This window comes from uncultured Pseudoramibacter sp. (assembly GCF_903789625.1).
In the GTDB taxonomy this organism is placed as follows: domain Bacteria; phylum Bacillota; class Clostridia; order Eubacteriales; family Eubacteriaceae; genus Pseudoramibacter; species Pseudoramibacter fermentans.
Genome location: NZ_CAIFFF010000003.1, coordinates 15577 through 35530 on the forward strand (window position 1 = coordinate 15577; position 19954 = coordinate 35530).

General features: G+C 47.4%; 16 protein-coding genes and 1 tRNA gene. 11 read left to right on the top strand and 6 right to left on the bottom strand.

Annotated features, from left to right (window positions below):
• Nucleotides 1-91: 91 nt before the first annotated feature.
• The 5 genes from glgA to glgB all read right to left on the bottom strand — a co-directional run bounded on the left by glgA (nucleotide 92) and on the right by glgB (nucleotide 8478).
• A complete protein-coding gene (gene glgA / locus QZX60_RS02510; RefSeq protein WP_295361002.1) occupies nucleotides 92-1525 on the bottom strand; it encodes a glycogen synthase GlgA in 1434 nt (477 codons plus the stop codon).
• Nucleotides 1526-2641, bottom strand: a complete 1116-nt coding sequence (glgD, locus tag QZX60_RS02515) for a glucose-1-phosphate adenylyltransferase subunit GlgD (RefSeq protein ID WP_295361005.1) — start codon at nucleotides 2639-2641, stop codon at nucleotides 1526-1528.
• Between the two features lie 11 nt (nucleotides 2642-2652).
• Nucleotides 2653-3780: a glucose-1-phosphate adenylyltransferase gene (locus QZX60_RS02520; protein ID WP_295361007.1), complete on the bottom strand. Its 1128-nt coding sequence runs from the start codon at nucleotides 3778-3780 to the stop codon at nucleotides 2653-2655.
• A 125-nt stretch (nucleotides 3781-3905) separates the two neighbouring features.
• The gene (locus QZX60_RS02525) at nucleotides 3906-6314 is read right to left on the bottom strand and encodes a glycogen/starch/alpha-glucan phosphorylase (RefSeq protein WP_295361010.1); all 2409 of its coding nucleotides are present in this window, start codon (nucleotides 6312-6314) and stop codon (nucleotides 3906-3908) included.
• Between the two features lie 148 nt (nucleotides 6315-6462).
• Nucleotides 6463-8478: a 1,4-alpha-glucan branching protein GlgB gene (glgB, locus tag QZX60_RS02530; protein WP_295361014.1), complete on the bottom strand. Its 2016-nt coding sequence runs from the start codon at nucleotides 8476-8478 to the stop codon at nucleotides 6463-6465.
• Nucleotides 8479-8689: 211 nt separating this feature from the next.
• Here glgB and QZX60_RS02535 point away from each other — a divergent pair, with 211 nt between their 5' ends.
• The 10 genes from QZX60_RS02535 to QZX60_RS02580 all read left to right on the top strand — a co-directional run bounded on the left by QZX60_RS02535 (nucleotide 8690) and on the right by QZX60_RS02580 (nucleotide 17132).
• Nucleotides 8690-10618 carry an aconitate hydratase gene (locus QZX60_RS02535; RefSeq protein ID WP_295361017.1) on the top strand — a complete coding sequence of 643 codons (1929 nt, stop codon included), beginning with the start codon at nucleotides 8690-8692 and terminating at the stop codon, nucleotides 10616-10618.
• A gap of 21 nt (nucleotides 10619-10639) precedes the next feature.
• On the top strand, nucleotides 10640-11152 hold the full coding sequence (locus QZX60_RS02540) for a YcxB family protein (RefSeq protein WP_295361019.1): 513 nt from the start codon (nucleotides 10640-10642) through the stop codon (nucleotides 11150-11152).
• Between the two features lie 296 nt (nucleotides 11153-11448).
• Nucleotides 11449-11958, top strand: coding sequence for a hypothetical protein (locus QZX60_RS02545; RefSeq protein WP_295361022.1), 510 nt, complete (start codon nucleotides 11449-11451; stop codon nucleotides 11956-11958).
• A gap of 134 nt (nucleotides 11959-12092) precedes the next feature.
• Nucleotides 12093-12698 carry an AAA family ATPase gene (locus QZX60_RS02550; RefSeq protein ID WP_295361025.1) on the top strand — a complete coding sequence of 202 codons (606 nt, stop codon included), beginning with the start codon at nucleotides 12093-12095 and terminating at the stop codon, nucleotides 12696-12698.
• A gap of 91 nt (nucleotides 12699-12789) precedes the next feature.
• A tRNA-Pro gene (locus QZX60_RS02555) sits at nucleotides 12790-12866 on the top strand.
• Nucleotides 12867-12963: 97 nt separating this feature from the next.
• Complete coding sequence (locus QZX60_RS02560; RefSeq protein ID WP_295361028.1) at nucleotides 12964-14130, top strand: hypothetical protein; 1167 nt, start codon at nucleotides 12964-12966, stop codon at nucleotides 14128-14130.
• Nucleotides 14131-14147: 17 nt separating this feature from the next.
• On the top strand, nucleotides 14148-14840 hold the full coding sequence (locus QZX60_RS02565) for a YggS family pyridoxal phosphate-dependent enzyme (RefSeq protein WP_295361030.1): 693 nt from the start codon (nucleotides 14148-14150) through the stop codon (nucleotides 14838-14840).
• Between the two features lie 13 nt (nucleotides 14841-14853).
• Nucleotides 14854-15357, top strand: a complete 504-nt coding sequence (locus QZX60_RS02570) for a cell division protein SepF (RefSeq protein ID WP_295361032.1) — start codon at nucleotides 14854-14856, stop codon at nucleotides 15355-15357.
• 78 nt (nucleotides 15358-15435) lie between these two features.
• Nucleotides 15436-16188 carry a YlmH/Sll1252 family protein gene (locus tag QZX60_RS02575; RefSeq protein WP_295361035.1) on the top strand — a complete coding sequence of 251 codons (753 nt, stop codon included), beginning with the start codon at nucleotides 15436-15438 and terminating at the stop codon, nucleotides 16186-16188.
• Entirely contained in the window at nucleotides 16185-17132 is a 948-nt protein-coding gene (locus QZX60_RS02580; RefSeq protein WP_295361038.1) for an RluA family pseudouridine synthase, read from the top strand. Before QZX60_RS02575 ends, QZX60_RS02580 begins: the two co-directional genes overlap by 4 nt.
• On the opposite strand, the gene QZX60_RS02585 is transcribed toward QZX60_RS02580, so the two are convergent.
• Nucleotides 17133-18920: an NFACT family protein gene (locus tag QZX60_RS02585; RefSeq protein ID WP_295361041.1), complete on the bottom strand. Its 1788-nt coding sequence runs from the start codon at nucleotides 18918-18920 to the stop codon at nucleotides 17133-17135.
• Between the two features lie 154 nt (nucleotides 18921-19074).
• Between QZX60_RS02585 and QZX60_RS02590 the strand changes: the two genes are divergently transcribed.
• Nucleotides 19075-19953 (top strand): YicC/YloC family endoribonuclease, encoded by an 879-nt coding sequence (locus tag QZX60_RS02590; RefSeq protein WP_295361043.1) that lies wholly within the window; start codon nucleotides 19075-19077, stop codon nucleotides 19951-19953.
• Nucleotide 19954: the final 1 nt, after the last annotated feature.

The window sequence follows — 19954 nt, forward strand, 5'->3', positions numbered from 1 at the left end:
TGGTAACAGAAGAGCCAGTTGGAATGGCTCCAAATGGCTCTCTTAATTTCAAATCAAATGAATCATGTCTAAAATACATATATTACACGCTTTAATTTAATCTTCCACAAATTTTCTTGTAATAGTAGAGATAGGTTTCCGCTGAGTGACGCCAATTAAAGTCACACGAAAGAGCGTTTTTCGTCAATTGCTTCCAATCGTCCTTGTAGTCGTAATACAGTCCGACCGCTTTTTGAATGGTAAAGAGCATGTCGTGGGCGTTATAGGTCGCAAAGGAATAACCATTGCCTTCCTTGGTCTGCGAGTTGTAGTAGTGGACGGTATCTTTTAATCCGCCGGTTTCGCGGACAATTGGAATAGAACCGTAGCGCATCGCGATCATCTGCGACAGACCGCAGGGCTCAAATTTGGAAGGCATTAAAAACATGTCGCTGCCGGCGTAGATCTTGCGGGATAAGTCTTCGTCGAAGGTAATGCAGGCGCGCATTTTGTTCGGATAGTACCCGGCAACATCGCGCAGCATGTTTTCGTAGCCAGCTTCGCCTGTGCCCAGCACGACAAACTGCAATTCCATCTGAAGAATTTCGTGGATGACCGCGGCAACGAGATCCAGCCCCTTTTGTTCGGTCAGACGGGTGATCATCCCGATGATCGGCTTGTTGGGGTCGACAGGCAGGTTCAGATGCTTCTGAAGGGCCACCTTGTTTTCCATTTTTTTGCTGTAGCTGCTGGTGTAATTCGTCCAGATGTGCGGGTCTGTCTGCGGATTGTATTCCTTGTCGTTAATGCCGTTGAGGATGCCGACTTCATGATCGGCAATGTCGCGGATCACACCGTCGAGGCGTTCCCCGTAGTAGGGGTCTTTGATTTCTTCGGCGTAGGTTGGAGAGACAGTCGTCACGAGATCGGCGCTGTACAGTGCACCCTTCATAAAGTTGACGTCTTCGTAAAATTCCAGTGTAGACGGGAAGTAATCGAAATTGATGATGTTTGCGATGTCCTTGAAGCCGTACACGCCCTGGAATTTCAGATTGTGGATGGTGAAGACCGTCTTCATGTTCTGGTAATGCCAGCTGTACTGTTCCTTGTACAGGTAGGGGATCAGCGCCGTCTGCCAATCGTGGCAGTGCATCACGTCCGGATAAAAATTGACGTAGGGAATAAATTCCAACACAGCGCGGCAGAAGAAAATGAACCGTTCTGCTTCGTCGTAATAGCCGTACAATCCTGGACGCTTGAAATAGTACTCGTTGTCGATAAAGTAAAAGGTCACATTATCGCTTTTGTATTCCAAAATGCCGCAGTACTGATCGTTGGACCCGATGTGCACGTAAAACGAGTTGACGAATTTAAACTGGTGGGTATAGGTTTCTGGAATGCATTCGTATTTCGGAAGCACCACGCGGACGTCCGTTTCCTCCGGCGGGAAGGCCTTCGGCAGCGAGCCGATGACATCACCGAGCCCGCCGCTTTTAGCAAAAGGAAAAGCTTCAGAAGCTGCAAATAGGACTTTGAGTTTATCCATTTACAGGCTCCTTCCCTTGGTTAAGATAATCGGATCGTCCTTTGTTCCCACTAATGTGGCCCGATCGCGAATCGTGCAGTATTTATCCAGAATGACATTTTTCAGCGTCACGTTGTCGCCGATGACGGCGTGCTGCATGATGATGCAGTTGTCAATGTGCGCGTCTTTGCCGATTTTAGAATCTCTGAACAGAACAGAATTGTTGACTTTGCCGTCAATTTTGCAGCCAGACCCGACAATGGAGTGGTTGACGGAAACATCTGGACCGTAATTCGTCGGGTGATTGTCCTTGGTCTTGGTGTAAATTTGATGATCGCCGTGGAACAATTCCTGCATGACGTCGAAGTCCAGCAAATCCTGATTGATTTCCTGATAGCGCTTCATCGAGTTGACGCGGGATAAATAACCGGTGTGCGGGGCGCCGAAGATGCGCAGCGTGTCGATGTTATCGCGGATAACATCCATCAAATCCCATTCGCCGATGGCGTTCGCTTTTTCGAGCAGATTGAGCAGCACTTCTCGTTTGATAATCATCATGTCCGCATAGGCGTAATCAGAGTTCGATTCATCGTACGGATGAATAGAGCTGATGCGGTAGCGGTTGAAATCCAAAAAGATGTCGTTGGCGTTCAAGCTGAAGGACGGACGGACCTTTTTGAAGATCATCGTGACGTCGGCATTGTTCGTTTTATGAATCTTGTATGCCGGATTAAAATCAAAGGAAGTAATCAGGTTTGGCGCCGAAATGATTACATCTTCTGTTTCGGGATTGTGATCCAAAAACATTTCGTTGTAATAGAGGTCGCGGACTGAAATCTTTACAGCGTCGCCGTAACGAACTGAGGAATAACCTGAAAGAATCGACAGATCCTGTGTTTTTCTGGAGAGCGACCATTCTTTACCGGTTCCCAGATGATCGATGAGGGAGGAGTACTTGTAAGAACCTACCACACCGATGTGCTTGATTCCGGAATTAACCATGTTTGACAGGGTGAAGTCGATCAGACGGTAACGGCCGCCAAAAGGCAGCGTTGACATGGAACGATTTTCCAACAACGGTTTGAGATCTGTATTGTCCCCGTCAATATTTAAGATAAAACCAATTACGTTATTCATTGTGCCGCCTCCTAACCGTTAATGACCTGAATTTGCGAAGGATCATCGTTTTCCGATGCGACAATCCGAGTATCTGCCGAAACTGTACCGCGCGGACCCACAATACATCTTTCCAAATGGGCGCCGTCTTTAATGACAGCACCGGTGTGAATGATACAGTCCTTGATGTAGGTGTGTTCACCGATGGTGATATCGTGGGACAGAATGGAGTGTTCAACGTGTCCAAAGACGACACAGCCGTCGCAGATCAGCGAATGCGACACTTCCGCGTTTGGCCCGATGTACTGCGGGTGGCGGCTGTTGTTATTGGAAAAGATTCTGAAGTTTGGATCGGTCAGATCGAAATCGCAGGATTCGTCGAGCAGGTCCATATTCGCATCGTAATAGGAATCGATAGTTCCGACATCTTTCCAGTAATCGGAGAACATGTAGGCAAAAATACGCTTGTTTTCGCTGTGAAGGGCAGGGATGACGTTGTTGCCGAAGTCGTTTTCTGAATTCGGATCCTGCGCGTCTTCGATTAACGCCTTTCTCAAAACCGGCCAATTGAAGACGTAAATCCCCATTGACGCCTTGTTTGATTTGGGTTCTGGTGGTTTTTCCTGGAATTCCTGAATTCTCAATTCGTCATTGGTCACGACGACGCCGAAACGGCTGGCTTCTTCCCAAGGCACTTCTCTAACTGCGATCGTGAGATCGGCTTGTTTAGATTTGTGGTAGGCGATCATTTTGGAGTAGTCCATTTTGTAAATATGGTCGCCTGAAAGAATCAGCACGTATTCCGGATTGAAGCGGTCAATGAAGTCGATGTTCTGTGTGATGGCATCGGCCGTACCGTTGTACCAGCGGCCGCCCTTTTGGCCCATGTACGGAGGCAGAATGTGGACGCCGCCATTGACCTTGTCGAGCGCCCAGGCACTGCCGTTGCCGATATAATTGTTCAAAATATACGGACGGTACTGCGTCAGGACACCGACGACATCGATATTGGAATTCATACAGTTACTCAAAGGAAAATCGATAATACGGTATTTTCCCCCAAATAAAACAGCTGGTTTTGCATTATTCGCCGTCAAAGCTTTTAAGCGAGAGCCTTGACCGCCAGCTAACAACATAGCAACACATTCAGTGTTCATCATAACACTCCTTATCTCTCTTATTTATTTATCATCAGTCGGAAAGCTAGCAGATATCTGATGAAAGATATCGAGAGAGAGAACGGTAGATATCTGCCTTTCCAGTTGATGCTAATAGCGTGTTGAAATTATTTAATTTTCCAGATGTCTCTTCGATAGTCTGCGATTGAACGGTCGGAAGAGAAAATCCCAGAATTTGCGATATTGATAATCGACTTTTTCTGCCAGCTGTGGTGATTGAGATAATCGCGGCTGGATTGATCCTGGATGTCACAATAGGAGGCAAAATCCTTTAATACAAAATAGGTGTCGTTGTTCAGAACCAGCGCATCGTAGATGGTGTGGAAGGTATCTCCCCCAAGAGACCCGTCAATCAATTGGTTCATGACTTTCTGAAGGTCAGGATTCTGCTGCAGCACGTCGACCGAATGGTAGCCGCCGTTGTGATTGTAATTGGCTACTTCTTCAGCGGAAAGGCCGAAGGTGTAGATATTGTCCATGCCAACGTGTTCGGCGATTTCGATGTTCGCACCGTCCATTGTGCCGAGGGTTATGGCGCCGTTCATCATGAATTTCATGTTCCCGGTACCGGAAGCTTCTTTACCCGCAGTGGAGATCTGTTCGGAGATTTCTGCAGCCGGATAAATGAGTTCCGCGCTCGAAACGTTGAAGTTCGGAATAAACACGACACTCAATTTGTCTTTCATCAGCGGATCGTGATTGATCTTGTCCGCGATAACGTTGATCAGTTTGATGACTTGTTTAGCAAAATAGTAGGAAGGCGCAGCCTTGCCGGCGAAGATATAAGTCTTCGGCACGAAATCCGCGTTAGGATTAGAACGCAACTGATTGTAAACGTGCATGATGTGCAGGGCGTTAAGCAGCTGTCTCTTGTATTCGTGGATGCGCTTGACCTGGATATCAAAGATCGAATGCGGATTGACTGTGATGTCCAGATATTCCTTGATGTATTTTGCCAGACGTTCTTTGTTGTGGTATTTAACCCCTAAGAGCTGTTTCTGAAAATCGGAATTGGAAGCGTATTTTTCCAGTTCCTTTAAGGCTTCCATTTGTCCAGGCTGTGTCCATTTGTCGCCGATGGTGTCGCAGATCAGGTCCTTGAGTTCCTTATTGGCCGCCATCATGAAGCGTCTCTGGCTGACACCGTTGGTGACATTGTGGAAACGTTCGGGGTAGACCGCGTAGAAATCCTTGAAGGTTTCTTCGCGCAGAATTTTTGAGTGCAGTTCGGCCACGCCGTTGACAGAGTGGGAACCGATAATGGCCAGATGCGCCATGTGAACCTGTCCGTCCTTGATGATCGAGATGTTGTAGTTGCGGGCTTCTTCGTTTGGATATTTGCTATTCATTTCTTCGAGGAAGCGGCGGTTGATTTCTTCGATGATCATGTAAATACGCGGCAGGAGATTCTGCATCATATCGACCGGCCATTTTTCAAGAGCTTCAGGAAGAACCGTGTGGTTGGTGAAACTCATCGACTTGACCGTCATATCCCAGGCTTCGTCCCAGCCGTAGTTTTCTTCGTCAACGAGAATACGCATGAATTCCGGTACACACATCGCCGGATGGGTATCGTTGATGTGGATGCAGATCTTATCAGAGAAGCCGTCTAAGGAACCCTGATGCTGCTTTTTGTAGCGGCGGACAATGCGTTTAAGACCTGCGCAGACGAAGAAGTATTCCTGCTTCAGGCGCAGCAGCTGTCCTTCAAAGCCGTGGTCAGACGGGTAGAGAACCTGAGAAATCGATTCAGCCTGTGATTTGCTCTGAACAGCCTTCAGGAAGTGGCCTTCGTTGAAGGCGCTCAGATCGAAATCTTCGACAGGCTGTGCGTCCCAAAGTCTTAACGAGTTGACCGTTTTGTTGTGATAGCCGCTGATTGGCACATCGTAGGGGACAGCCAAAACGGGTTCGTAATTTTCGTGAATAAAGGTCAATTTGCCGTTAACCATTTCAGTCCGGACGTTGCCGCCGTATTTCACGACGACCGATTTTTCCGGCTGGCGGATTTCAAACGGATAACCGTGCTTGAGCCAATTGTCGGCAACTTCAACCTGTTCGTGGTTGACGATTTTCTGCTGGAACAGGCCGTATTTGTAGCGGATGCCGTTACCGTGTGCAGGAAAATCCAGTGCCGCGGCAGAATCCAAGAAGCAGGCCATCAGACGGCCCAGACCGCCGTTGCCGAGCGCCGGGTCGTGTTCACGAGCCAGAATTTTGTCGTAATCCAAGCCCATTTCTTCAAGACCTTCAGGAACGATGTCTTCCCATCCTAAATTATTAATATAAAGTCTCAACAATCGGCCGATTAAAAATTCGATTGAGAAGAAATAAATCTGTTTGTCCGTATTAATGCGGTTGACACGTCTATTTTCAGCCCAGGTCGGCGTGATGTTTTCCATCACTATTTGAGCCAAGGCTTCGTACTGGAATTTTGTTGTAGAATTTTCAAGCTTTTCACTCGAAAGCTCTTCCACTTTCTTTTTAAATTCCCTTTTAAACTTCTCTTTTGTCATTTTGTTTTCAGTTTGTTGAAAGATATTCATAAGACTCCCTTCGAAAATCAATCACGAATAATAAAAAATTATATTATCCCGGATTTTTACCTATTATACACAACATTTGCTAAGAATTCGAGAGAATCTGCTCATATCTGTCAATATTTTACTTCTTTTTAATCGAATCAATTTTTGTTAACGGTTTCGGCTTGACATCCTTTTTGGTCAGCGGTTTCGGTTTGACATCTTTTGCCACCAATGGCTTTTTGGAGGCGTCGATTTTTTTCGGCTTTTCCGTCTTGGTCTTAGCCGGAACCTGTTTTTCAGGTTCGCGCTTATAAATCAGGGCAGAAAATCCTGGCAGTGCAATGGTGATTTTATGCGGCTGATTGTGGAAGCCTTCTTTTTCGTCAGCTTCTGCCTTTTTAACAACGGTTTCGCCGGAGCCGCCGTACTGAGCCGCGTTAGAATTAAAGATCAGCCGCCAGGTGCCGTCTCTCGGCACACCGATATCGTAAATCGGGTAGCTTTCCGGGCAGAAATTGATGATCACGACCAAATCGTCTTTCGGGTCTTTGCCCATTCTTCTGAAAATGATCACGCTTTGCGCCGCGTTGTCCGGTTCAATCCATTGGAAGCCGTCCCAAGAGTGGTCTTCCTGCCAAAGTGCAGGTTCGTCGACGTAGAGCTTGTTTAAATCGTGAATGTATTGGTGGAAATCTCGGTGCTTTTCGTTTTCCAGCATGAACCATTCCAGCTCTTCGTAGTAACGCCATTCAATGAACGGCGCGTTTTCGTTGCCCATGAAGGTCAGCTTCTTTCCGGAATGGGTGTACATATAGGCGTAGAGCAGCCGCATTTCGTCAAATTTATGGTTGTAATCTCCGAACATTTTGTCGAGGATCGATTTTTTCCCGTGGACCACTTCGTCATGAGAGAGAGGCAAAATGAAATTTTCCGAGAAGGCGTAGCTCATCGAGAAGGTCAGGCGGTCGTGGAAGTGGGAGCGGACGTAGGGATCGGTTTCCATGTAGGAGAGCGTATCGTGCATCCAGCCCATATCCCATTTGTAGTTAAAGCCCAATCCGCCCTTGTCCACAGGCCAAGTCACCTGCGGGAAAGCGGTCGATTCCTCAGCGGCCATGATGGCGTAGGGGAAATATTTAAAGATTTCTGTGTTGAGCTTTCTTAAAAACGCGATGGCTTCGAGGGAGGTATTGCCGCCCTCTGCGTTTCTGCGCCATTCGTTGTCGTAGCCGTAATTGAGGTAGAGGATGCTCGCGACGCCGTCGATTCTCAGGCCGTCGATGTGGTACATTTTGAACCAATAATAGGCGTTTGAGATCAGGAAGTTCACCACTTCTGGTCGATTGTAATCAAATTCCATCGTGCCCCATTGCGGGTGTTCAGTGGCTTCGTACAAATTGGTGCCGTCCAGCTTGTACAGTCCGTGGGCGTCCTTGCAGAAATGGCCCGGGACCCAGTCGAAAATGACTGATATGCCGTTTTGATGCAGCTGATCGATCAAATACATCAGATCCTGCGGCGTGCCGTATCGGCTGGTCGGTGCGAAATAGCCTGTGATTTGATAGCCCCACGACCCGTCGAAGGGGTGTTCCATCAGCGGCATCATTTCAACGTGGGTGTAGTGCATATCTTTAAGGTAAGGAACCAGCTCGTCGGCCAATTCGCGGTAGCTTAAAAACAGACCGTCCTCGTGGGTGCGCCAGCTTCCCAGATGCATTTCGTAAATATTCATCGGGGCGGGAGAGCCGACAGAGCTTTCACGGGCGCTGCACCATTTTGTATCGTGCCATTGGTAGTCGAGAGGCCAGATGATCGAGGCCGTGTTGGGGCGGACTTCCGAATAAAATCCGTAAGGGTCCGCCTTGTAGGCGAGAGTGCCGTCGATTTGTTCAATACAATATTTGTACAGCGTGCCCTTTGAAACGAGATTGGTGCTGAGCTCCGTTTCCCAGACGCCGCCGGATTGGGGCAGCAGGTGCATCGGACTTAATGCGGGGTCCCATTTGTTAAAGTCACCGACGATCGAGACCGAAAGTGCATTCGGCGCCCATAATCTGAAAACAACGTGATCGTCTTCGATGTGTGCACCGAAAAATTCGTAGCTTTGAAGGTAATCGCCGTCGTGAAATAGATACAATGCAACTGATTTATCCATCAGAATTTCCTTTCCATATGTTGAAGTGGGTTTTCAATAATTGTGAATATTAATTTAATTAAATTTTAACATATTACAGATGAAAAGGGAAATCAATATTAATAAAGTTTTGAATAAAGAACAGATAAATATTTCACTGGAAAGGATGATTTTAGAATCCTTGTGCTATAATAATAAAAATTAATTATTATTCATTTATGAAGGAGACAAAATGGGACTTACATTAACTGAAAAAATCATCAAGGACCATCTGGTTGTTGGAAAAATGGAAAAAGGCACTGAAATTGGGATTCACATCGATCAGACTTTGACCCAGGATTCGACGGGGACTATGGCCTATATGCAGCTTGAGGCGATGGAAGTTCCACGGGTTAAAACCAAACGGTCTCTGGCGTATATTGACCACAATATGCTTCAGGAAGGGCCGGAAAATATGGATGACCATTTGTTCATTCAGACGATGGCTAAAAAGCACGGCATCTATTTTTCGCGTCCGGGCAACGGCATCTGCCACCAGGTTGAAATCGAACGCTTCGGTGTTCCAGGTCAGACCCTGCTCGGGTCGGACAGCCACACGCCGACTGGCGGCGGGATCGGGATGCTCGCGATCGGCGCCGGCGGGCTAGACGTCGCTGTGGCGATGGCCGGCGGCGAATACTACATCACGATGCCGGAAATTGTCAAAGTTGAACTGACCGGTAAGCTGAGAAAAGGTGTCGCGTCGAAGGACATTATCCTCGAAGTGCTCCGCCAATGTACCGTTAAGGGCGGTGTCAACAAGGTGTTTGAATATACAGGACCGGGTGTCGCGACATTGACTGTGCCGGAACGTGCGACGATCACCAATATGGGCGCGGAACTGGGCGCGACGACGTCCGTTTTTCCGTCAGACGATATGACGAAGGCGTTCTTAAAGGCCCAGGAAAGAGAAGACGACTTTACACCGCTTTCAGCAGATGACGACGCCGAATACGATCAGGTTGTCAAGGTCGATTTGTCGACCCTTGAACCGCTGGTGGCCTGCCCGCACAGCCCGGACGCTGTCAAAAAGGTCTCAGAACTTGAAGGCATGCCGATCAATCAGGTCTGTATCGGCTCCTGCACCAATTCTTCGTATTTGGACTTAATGAAGGTCGCTGCGATTATGAAGGGCAAAACAGTGGCCGAAAATGTCGAAATGGTTGTCGCGCCGGGCTCCCGTCAGGTTTTGACGATGCTGGCTGAAAACGGCGCACTGGCCGATATCCTTTCGACAGGCGCACGCGTTTTGGAATGCGGCTGCGGGCCGTGCATTGGGATGGGCCAGGCGCCGTGTACCAATGGGGTTTCCCTCCGGACCTTCAACCGCAACTTCAAAGGGCGTTCCGGAACAGTGTCGGGACAGATTTATCTGCTGAGCCCAGAAACGGCCGCGATTTCCGCGATTACCGGTGTGCTGACCAGCCCGCTTGGAAAGGTCGATCTGCCGGATATCGATATGCCGCACCACTTCAAGGTCAACGATAACGCGATCGTGCCGCCGGCATCGGAAGAAGAAGCGAAGGATATCGAAATTATCAGGGGGCCGAACATCAAACCGTTCCCGCTGTCAGCACCATTGAAAGATGAGCTGCAGGGTATTGCGCTGATTCACGTTGAAGACAACATCACGACCGACCACATTATGCCTTCGAACGCGAAACTTCTGCCGTTCCGCTCCAATATCCCGCATCTGGCGAATTACTGCTTGACGCCGTGCGATCCGGAATTCCCAGAACGGGCAAAGGCCAACCCGGGCGGCTTCATCATCGCCGGTTCCAATTATGGACAGGGCTCCAGCCGTGAACACGCCGCGTTGGCGCCGGTATATTTGGGCGTGCAGGGCGTTGTCGCGAAGTCATTTGCGAGAATCCACAAGAACAACCTGATTAACAACGGCATTCTGCCCCTCGTCTTCAAAGATGAAGCGGATTACGACGATATCGACGTCGGCGATTCCCTCAGCATCTCCGATACCATTCACGCGATCGGGACGGGCAGTGTCACGATGACCAACGAAACGAAGGGCCACACCTACGAACTCGGCATTGAAATTTCCGAAAGACAGCGTGAAATGCTGGTTGCCGGCGGCCTGATTAATAGAATCAAAGCCAACAAGTAAAAATATTGAAAGGAGGGCGCCGTGAATCCTTTATACGAGATGGAAATGATTTTAACGGAAGATGAGTTTCGCAAATCGTGTCAGGCGCTCTCTTCTGCGGCGGTAAAACGCCTGCAGATCATTTACATCGTGATCGGTTCGATCTGCTGCCTGTGCGGCATCGCCTTTATTTTGTCGCCGATTTTTTCGCTGGTCGAGGGCTTAATCATCGCGATTGCCGGGGTCGTGCTATGCGGTATTCTCAACCTGAACCTCATGGTTCAGACCAAAAAAGATGTAGACAAGGCGTGGGAAGCTCACCCTGAATTACATGATATTGTGATCCACATTACCTTTTTTGAGGATCATTTCACGCAGACGACCCCGACCGTCAGCAGCAATGCCGATTACACGGATTTAAAAAAGATTATCGAAACGGAGACTAATTATTATTTGATGACAGGGGAGACCAGCGGTGCGATTGTCGTCAAAGACCGCTGCGCTTCCGGGCTCATCGATTTTATTCAAAATCTTCAGAGACGGATCAATTCTTAAAATCTTATAAACGATTTAACGTAAAATAATCTTCGCGCTTGATAAATTATAAAGATCATTTATAATATTATGTATAAGCATTTTTCACCTTGGTGTCCTGTTCGAGAGAGCAGGGCATTTTTTGCTGTAAAGGGCTAAAAATAATCATACACGGAACTGGAAAAGCGTGTGGGATCATGTTATAATATAAAAGCCAAAACGATACAGTTTTGTATATTTCCTAATTTCTTTGCCCCGCTAATCCCGGGGCATTTTTATTAGACAGCGCAGAAACTGATCAATAATGGAGAATGAAAATGAGCAATACAGAAAAACAAAACGAAGAAGCAATCAAGAAAAAAATCATCGAACAGATCGATCAGGAAAAGCAGGAGGCACAGCAGAGGCGGGACAAAAAGAGTGACAGCCTGCACGTCGAAAAGGATAAGATGTTGGGTTACAAAGCGTTTTTAGGCATTTGGAATACCTTTGTGTTTGCCGTCGGCTGGTATTTATTTTACAATTACAAAATTTTTGAATACTACTCGAGACCGGGATATCTCGTTGTGGTCTGCCTATTTGTTATCGCCTATATCAATCTTGTGGCGTTTTATCACGCGTTTGATTTCAAGCATAAATCGAAGGCGCGATTGATTTTTGCCAATACGATTTCCATCGTGACAGTCGATATTTTGATTTATTTAGGCGGCTGCCTGTTCAACGCCGGGTATATCGACGTGAAACCAGGTGTCATCATGGCAGCGATCCAGATTGTGATTACCTGGGTAGTCGTCAATGTGGCAAAAAATCATGCCGAACTGCTGTAAATCAATTGCCTGCGCCGAATTTGCTGAGTCTTTAAGTAAGATGAGCAATTTCTTAGATTTAAATAAAAATTTAATGAAAAAGTTTACGGAACGTGCTATAATTGGCTTAACAACAAGTAAAGGAGGCGCAACTCATGGGTAAAATCATTACAGTTGGTAGAGAATTTGGGAGCAATGGACGAGCAGTGGCAAAGGCGCTTTCGGAAGCTTTGAATATCAACTATTATGACCGCGAGTTGATCGCGTTAGCAGCAAAGAAAAGCAAATTATCAGATGAAGAGTTAGAACACGTCGATGAAACGCGGGCTAATCCTTGGCTGTATTCCTCTGTAGGCTATCAGGTTGGCAGCGGGTACACGACCATTGAACCCATCAACGACATTTTGTTCAAAGCGGAATCCGAAGTCATTGAAGAAATTGCAGCCAGCGAAGATGCTGTCATTGTCGGACGCTGTTCGGATTATGTACTGCGTCACAAGGTTGACAGCCGTCACGTCTTTATTTATGCACCACTGAATTATCGGATCAGTGTCGTTCAGGCCAGAGATCAGATCGACGAAAAAGAAGCGAAGCGTCTGATCAAGAAAATGGACAAGCAGAGAAAATTGTATTACAATTTCTACACGGATCGGACGTGGAACGAACTTCGGAACTACGATCTGGCTATCGATTCTTCGATTTTCTCTCAAAAAGATATCATTAAGATTTTAAAACAGGTTTATGAAACCCTTGAAGATTAACAGGTTTTGAGCATTTTACGCCGGCAGATTGAATTCTGCCGGTTTTTTTACTTGAAAACAGACAACAGAATCGTTATAATATATCCGATGTCTGGGTGTGGCGCAGTTTGGTAGCGCGCGTGAATGGGGTTCACGAGGCCGGAGGTTCGATTCCTCTCACTCAGACCATTTTTAATTGGGAGATTAATTAAATATGAGTCAACAGATGCGGCAAAAAAAAAGACAAGCTCAACGAAAAAGAATATTGATGCTATGTCTTATTTTTTTGGCAATAATAGCATTTGGATTTATTATACATTTGAGGAGAAATGCCACTGGACTTCTGGAACAGAGCAGCTACGTCGATGCCGTGTCCTCTGAGGTCTATTTCTTTAAACATTCCGATTACATTGAAATCAACGGTTTCAGTGCGGCGGATTTAACCAGCAGTGAAGGCAGCAAGGTCAACGGCTATTCACCGCTGACCAAGAATAAAATGACTGTCAGCGGCGATTATTTAAGCGCGCAGATCTCAACCATTAATCAAATTTTAAAGAATAAAGATTATCTGCATTACGACAAGATCGTGACGCAGATTGAAAATAATTTTAAAGGGCTGGACAAGCTGACCAGCCAGGTGTCGTCAGCGCAGGAAAAAAAGAAAACTTATCTGGTCAATGCCTCGGCTTATTTTGGCATGAATCGAAAGGAACTCATCGCGGCGCGGCGCCAGATGAAAAAGATACAGAAAAAGAAACACCGCAGCATCATTTTAAGCGATTTGGGCATGCTGTCCTCTGGCTACGTGTACGGAACGGTCAACCCGATGGAAAAGGTCGTGACAGAAAATGTACTGCCTTATATCGACAGCGGTTTCTTAAGCAGCATTCAGAAAATCGATCAGCAGGATGAAAGCGCGCTTAAAGTAGTGGACAACGACCACCTTTACGCTGCATTTACCGTGGATCCCAACACGACCATTCAACACGAGGACGAGGTTAAAAAGCTGAAGAAAAAGGTGATTGGCACAACGACTCGTAAAAAAGATGTGGCCTATTACAATAAGCTTGTGAAACGCGTGGATCTGCTTTGGCAGTACCCACAGATTTCTATCGTTAAAAACAATAAAAAATACAATTGTTATGTGGTCAACGTTTTTAAATCCGGCAATAAAAAAATTGTGGTCGTGATGCTGAAGGATTATATCTCGGTTTTTGCCAACGACAATATCTTAAAAACCGATGTCAACGTTCAGAGCTTCACTTCCTACAAGGTGCCGAAATCTGCGATTACAACACAGGGAAAGAATCAATACCTGACACTGCTTCAGAAAGGGTACTTCCGAAAGAAGGTCAAGGTCAAGGTCAGCCGATACGATGGCAGAAAGGCGATTTTGGCTGTGGCGGATAACCCTAACCTGTCTTCAAATTCAATGTATTGCGTTTATCCCTAATAGAAAGAAGGATTAAAATGGAAATATTATCAGAACAGACCGACTTGGATTATAGAGAAAAAATACAGCAGAATATTGAAAAAATTAAGGCTGAAATACCGGATGATGTCACCCTCGTCGCGGTGACCAAGATGCACACCGTCAATGAAACCCAGGCTGTGGTCGATGCGGGTGTGTACGACCTCGGAGAAAACCGAGAACAGGATCTGATGGCCAAAAAGGACAAGATCCAGGGGCCAGTGCGTTGGCACTTTATTGGGCATCTACAGACCAATAAGGTCAAATATTTAGTGGGGCAGGTTGCGCTGATTCATTCGATTTCTTCGATGAAGTTAATCAACAAGGTGGAAACGGAATCCGCGAAAAAAGACGTAGTAACCGATATTCTGCTGCAGTTTAACCTGGCGGATGAAGACACCAAATCCGGGTTTGATGCGTCCGAATTGGACGCGGCGACAGCCCGCGTTGCGCAATGCGAACACATTCGCCTGCGGGGACTGATGTGCATCGGACCGATGACAGAAAATTCTGATAAAATACATAAAATATTTGCCCAATTAAAGCAGATGTATGATAGAATAAAAACAACATACAAAAATGGCGATAACGAAATTGATACTTTGTCAATGGGGATGACAAATGATTATCCGATCGCAATTGAAGAAGGCGCGACGATGATTCGGGTCGGGCGCAAAATATTTGAACGCTAAGGAGTAAGCTGAAATGGCAAATGAAAAATTCAAAGATAGAATCGTGAATATGTTCACCGCGGGCGACGACGATTACGATGATTACGATGAAGAATACGAAGAAGATGCGGATGTAGACGAAGTCGTCGACGATCAGGAACAGGAAGCCGCACGTTCAGAACATCATAAAAAACACAGCGGCTCTTACGATGCGCCTTTGGCAGGCGGCGCACAGGTTTTGGTTTTAAGTCCGGAATTCTTTAGCGATGCGCCGAGTATCGTCAATAAAATCAAGGAAAATAAAACTGTGGTTGTCAATCTGAAAAATACAGAATACGAAGACGGCCGGAAGATTTTTGACTTTTTAAACGGGGCAGTTTTTGCGTTGGAAGGCACCATCAACCGTATTGCCGACAATGTCTTTATCCTTGCGCCGAAGCAGGTTTCTGTCTCAACTGAAATGCAGAAGGACGATGACGAGCTCTCCGCAAAGCCAATGTTGGATTTTGACGGCGAACCGAGTGACGAAGCCAACTAAAAATAAGAAAATTTAGATTAATAAGGGCCGCAAGTACAAACTTGCGGCTTTTTTGATTCAAAGAAATACAGCTAATTCATGAACGAAAAGAAAGAAAATGTAGTTGTTTCGAGGATTGAGGATGCTGTCGTCAAGCAGGACCGCCTTTATTTTTTTGATTTCTACGACGAGGCGATGCAAGTCAAAATCGAGACCTTTTTAAAGAAAAGTAAAGCCCATTACATTTTAGACGGCGGCTTTCCAGACGCGGCGAGAAAAATGCTCTGTGTGATCCCAGCGGACTGGATGTCGTTTTTGGATCCTGAAACGGATATAGAATGGCCGATGATGGCAGTTCGTTTCCCGAGGACCTTTGCCTTTGCGCACCGTCACGTGCTGGGCACGCTAATGGGGCTCGGCATTGAACATAAGTGCATCGGCGACATCAATTTAGATGAAAAGGAGTGTCAGGTCGTCTTTGACGAGAAAATCTATCCTTTTTTGAAGAACGAGTTTGTCGCGATTCGAGGCCGGCGCATCCAGCCCGAATTTTTCGATTATCCGCATATCCGTTCCTTTACTCTGAAGACGAAAAAGATGGTCATCACCGTCAATTCGCCGAGAATCGATGCGGTCATCGACCGGATATGGGGAATTTCGAGGCAGACCGCTGAAGCGGCGGTCAGGCAATCTCGGGTTCGAGTCAATTACGCGGAAATTTTGAAAAAGGATTTTGCGGTTAAGCCTGGGGACATCATTTCGTTCCGCGGAAAGGGAAAGGCCAAAATCGCGGACTTCATTGGAAAATCGAAAAAAGGAAAAATTCAAATTCAGGTTGAAAAATATTTATGATCGACGATACAACACAACAAATAGATGAAAGGGTTCAGCTTATTGTGCAGACCGACGAGGATCGGACGCGCCTTGACCGATTCTGCGCAGCGCATCTCACCAATCTGTCCAGATCTTACGTGAAGACGTTAATCAAAAAAGAATGTGTTCAGGTCAACGGCCAGATCAAGAAGGCGTCCCACGCGTTAAACGCGGGGGATGTGGTTACAGTTGCCATTCCGGCTCCAGAAGAAGCCGGAATTCAAGCCGAGGATATTCCGCTCAACATCGTCTACGAGGATGACGATGTGATTGTGGTCGACAAACCTTCTGGGATGGTCGTGCATCCAGCACCGGGCACACCGTCGGGTACCTTGGTCAATGCACTGATGGCGCACACGGATCAGCTTTCGACCATTAACGGCGTCAAGCGGCCGGGCATTGTGCACCGCATCGATAAGGACACGTCTGGCCTTTTGGTAGTGGCGAAAAACGATCACGCCCACCAGTTTTTAGCTGAGCAGCTCGCTGCACACGAAATGGTGCGCCAATACCACGGGCTGGTTCGGGGCAATATTGCGGAAGAAACGGGCACTGTGGACATGCCTTTGGGGCGCCATCCCAAGGAGCGGATTAAAATGGCAGTGGTCGAAGATGGCCGGCATGCGGTAACCCATTTTACAGTGGTGAAACGCTTTGGCCAATACACGGAAATGATTTTTAGGCTGGAAACCGGCCGAACCCATCAAATCCGCGTCCACATGCAGGCCATCGGACATCCGCTGGTCGGTGACCCGCTTTACGGCGTGCGCCGCAAGGAGCCCTTTAAAACCGACGGCCAGCTGCTGCACGCGGAAAAATTGGGGTTCGTTCACCCGACGACGAAGGAACTCATGGTCTTCACCTCACCGCTGCCCCCAATCTTTGAAGAAGCGCTGACTTATTGCCGCCGGCATGCCATGTGATCAATCGTCGTCGGAGAGGCGTTCGATTTGATCGATGATTTCGCGCTTTGGCGTAACGTACATCGTGTTTTGATTGGTAAAGATGACCATGCCGGGCTTGGCCTTGTTGGGCTTGTGCACGTATTTGTAGTCGACGTAATCAACAGGCACGTTGGACGAGGTTTTCGCCTTGGAATAATAGGCTGCCAGCTGACCCGCTTCGAGCAGCGTTTTTTCAGTGATAAAGCGGCCAGCCGCGACGACCAAGACGTGGGATCCGGGGGAATCCTTAACGTGGAGCCAGCAGTCCTCCGGATCGCCGAGCTTCGTCGCGATTTCATCGTTTTGGAAGTTGTTTTTGCCCACCAGAATCTCAAAGCCCTCTGAGGAGCGGAAGCGCATCGGATGGGAGGGCTTGGGCTTTTTGTCCTTACCATTTTTCTTCGGATGCTTGACGAGATCTGAGTGGTTCACCTCGTAGCGGATTTCGTCCAGCTCCTCGATTTCGGTACATTGGTCAAGGGCGTTTAATAACGAACCGAGATAATAGACCGTATCCTTTGTTTTTTCAATCTGTTCGGCGACTTGGACCTGAGCTCTCTTCGCTTTGTTGTAGCGTTTATAGTAGCGCTGGGCATTTTGAGCCGGTTCCTGGTTGACCTTAAGCGGAATGTGAACGGTCGGCAGATCCGGATCGTAGAAATTTTCCACATCGATGCCATCCATGCCCTTTTGAATGCGGTAGATGTTGGCGGTGATCAAATCGCCGTACAATTTATCCTTTTCCGCTTTTTTAGATTTTTTCAAATCTCGATGGAGATTATCCAGCTTTTTCGTGTCTTTTTTGTATAACGTTGACAGCTGATGTTTTAGATTGGCGGCCTTCGCGTTAAATCTTAATTTTTTGTCCCGAAGGTAGAAAAAGGCTTCCAGCATTCGGGAGACCGAGTCACAGGGCTGATGATCGAGGTCCTTCAAAAAATGCAGATCAATGGTCGAAAAATTTTGAATGTGCCGATGGAAGTAATAGAGGGTCGGCTGGCAGCTGGTTTCAACCTCGTGCTGGATTTCAAAAAAGCTGTCGGACAAATAGCCCCTTTCTTTGACTGTGAGGTCAGACAGCGGGGTTTCACCGCTGACACCGGCGCGAAAACAGATTTCCTGGGCTAAATCGGGAGAAATGCCAAGAAAGCCGCCGATGAAAACGGATGTGAGCTTTTGATTGGGCTGCTTAGAAAGCCAGCGGTCGAAATCGTCAGGTGTGCGGCAGTCAAAAAAGTCGGTCCGTTCTGTCGCCGGCGGCAGCTTGTAGTGCAGCCCCGGCAGGATGTGGCGGTAACGGCTGGACGAAGGGCCGACGCGCTTGACGGCGTCGATGATGAGCGGTCCGTCGTCGGGGGCCTCCTCATCGGCCATAGTCAGGATCAGGTTGGCGTTTCGGCCGGTGATTTCAGCGACAAGGCTTTTAGTGACTGGATCGCCAAAATCGTTTTTCCCGTTGACATCGATGGCTAAAATGCGGTCAGAGCTAATCTGATGAATATCCGAAATGGTGGTGTTGACGAGGTGTTTGCGCAGCACCATGCAGAAGGTCGAGGGCTGAGGCGGATTCTTCTTTTTCTTTTCGGTGATGTGCACGCGAGGCTGGTTGGCATTGGCGGACAAAAGCAATGTCGCGTTAATCGGCCCGGAAATCTGCAGATGCACTTCGTCGTTTTCCGGCTGATAGACCTTTCTGATTTTTCCTCCGACCAATTGAGCCTTAAGTTCTTTTACGAGATGATAAGTTGTGATACCGTCAAATGCCACTGGAATTCCTCCTTTAATTAAGTTTTGAATCGATTCAATTGATTGTTGTTTAATATAATCGAAACGGAAAATAAAATCAATAATGGCCGGCCAGTCTTGTATTTTTTGCGTGAAATCGGTATGATAAAAGAAATATTGGGCGGAGGCAATCAGAATGAAAAGCATGACAGGATTCGGACGGGCGGATTACCGGGATGAAAATTGGAACATTTCGGTTGAAATCAAGACGGTGAATCACCGCTATCGGGATTATGCGATCCGCATGCCTTCGATTTTAAATTCTGTGGAATCTAAAATCAAAAAGGAAATCGGCAAGACGGTCGCGAGAGGCCGGATCGACGTGTTCATTCAGTTTGAAAATTTATCGGAAAGTCAGCGGCAGATCGTCTTGGACGAAAATCTGGCGAAGGCCTATATTGATGCGCTCAATGCCATCAAGGCCCTCGATCCGATGATGCGCGATGAAATCGGCGTGGATCTGGTTGCGAAGTTCCCCGACGTCATCAAAACCACCGAAAAGGTCCAAAATGACGACGAAAACTGGCAGATGCTTCAGCCTGTCCTGTCGAAGGCGCTGGAACAGGTTGAGGAAAGCAGGGCGCAGGATGCGGTGGCAATGGCCGATGACATGGCGCTGCGCGCGGAAAACATCGAGACAATGATGCAGAAAATTGCTGCGCACGCCCCGGAGGTGCTCGCTGCGTATCGGGACAACATCCACCAAAAGGTGGCCGATTTTCTCGAAGGGACGGAGATCGATGAAAGCCGGATTTTGACCGAGGTGGCGGTGATGGCTGACCGGCTGGATATTACAGAGGAACTCAACCGGATGAGCGGACATCTGACACGCATGAAGGCGTTACTTCAGGAAGAAACGCCGGTAGGGCGCAAATTCGATTTCCTCGTCCAGGAAATGAATCGGGAGATCAACACCATCGGTTCAAAGGCGTCCGACCTCGACATCCAGGACAGCGTCGTGGATGTCAAGGCGGAAATTGAAAAAATCAGAGAACAAATTCAGAACATAGAGTAGA

Bases quoted from the DNA above. Each gene is read 5' to 3' on its own strand.
- QZX60_RS02575 (WP_295361035.1), top strand. From the start codon at position 15,436: ATGAACGAAAAGAAAGAAAATGTAGTTGTTTCGAGGATTGAGGATGCT.
- QZX60_RS02550 (WP_295361025.1), top strand. From the start codon at position 12,093: ATGGGTAAAATCATTACAGTTGGTAGAGAATTTGGGAGCAATGGACGA.
- glgD (WP_295361005.1), bottom strand. From the start codon at position 2,641: ATGAATAACGTAATTGGTTTTATCTTAAATATTGACGGGGACAATACA.
- QZX60_RS02565 (WP_295361030.1), top strand. From the start codon at position 14,148: ATGGAAATATTATCAGAACAGACCGACTTGGATTATAGAGAAAAAATA.
- QZX60_RS02535 (WP_295361017.1), top strand. From the start codon at position 8,690: ATGGGACTTACATTAACTGAAAAAATCATCAAGGACCATCTGGTTGTT.
- glgB (WP_295361014.1), bottom strand. From the start codon at position 8,478: ATGGATAAATCAGTTGCATTGTATCTATTTCACGACGGCGATTACCTT.
- QZX60_RS02525 (WP_295361010.1), bottom strand. From the start codon at position 6,314: ATGACAAAAGAGAAGTTTAAAAGGGAATTTAAAAAGAAAGTGGAAGAG.
- QZX60_RS02590 (WP_295361043.1), top strand. From the start codon at position 19,075: ATGAAAAGCATGACAGGATTCGGACGGGCGGATTACCGGGATGAAAAT.
- QZX60_RS02520 (WP_295361007.1), bottom strand. From the start codon at position 3,780: ATGATGAACACTGAATGTGTTGCTATGTTGTTAGCTGGCGGTCAAGGC.
- QZX60_RS02545 (WP_295361022.1), top strand. From the start codon at position 11,449: ATGAGCAATACAGAAAAACAAAACGAAGAAGCAATCAAGAAAAAAATC.
- glgA (WP_295361002.1), bottom strand. From the start codon at position 1,525: ATGGATAAACTCAAAGTCCTATTTGCAGCTTCTGAAGCTTTTCCTTTT.
- QZX60_RS02570 (WP_295361032.1), top strand. From the start codon at position 14,854: ATGGCAAATGAAAAATTCAAAGATAGAATCGTGAATATGTTCACCGCG.
- QZX60_RS02580 (WP_295361038.1), top strand. From the start codon at position 16,185: ATGATCGACGATACAACACAACAAATAGATGAAAGGGTTCAGCTTATT.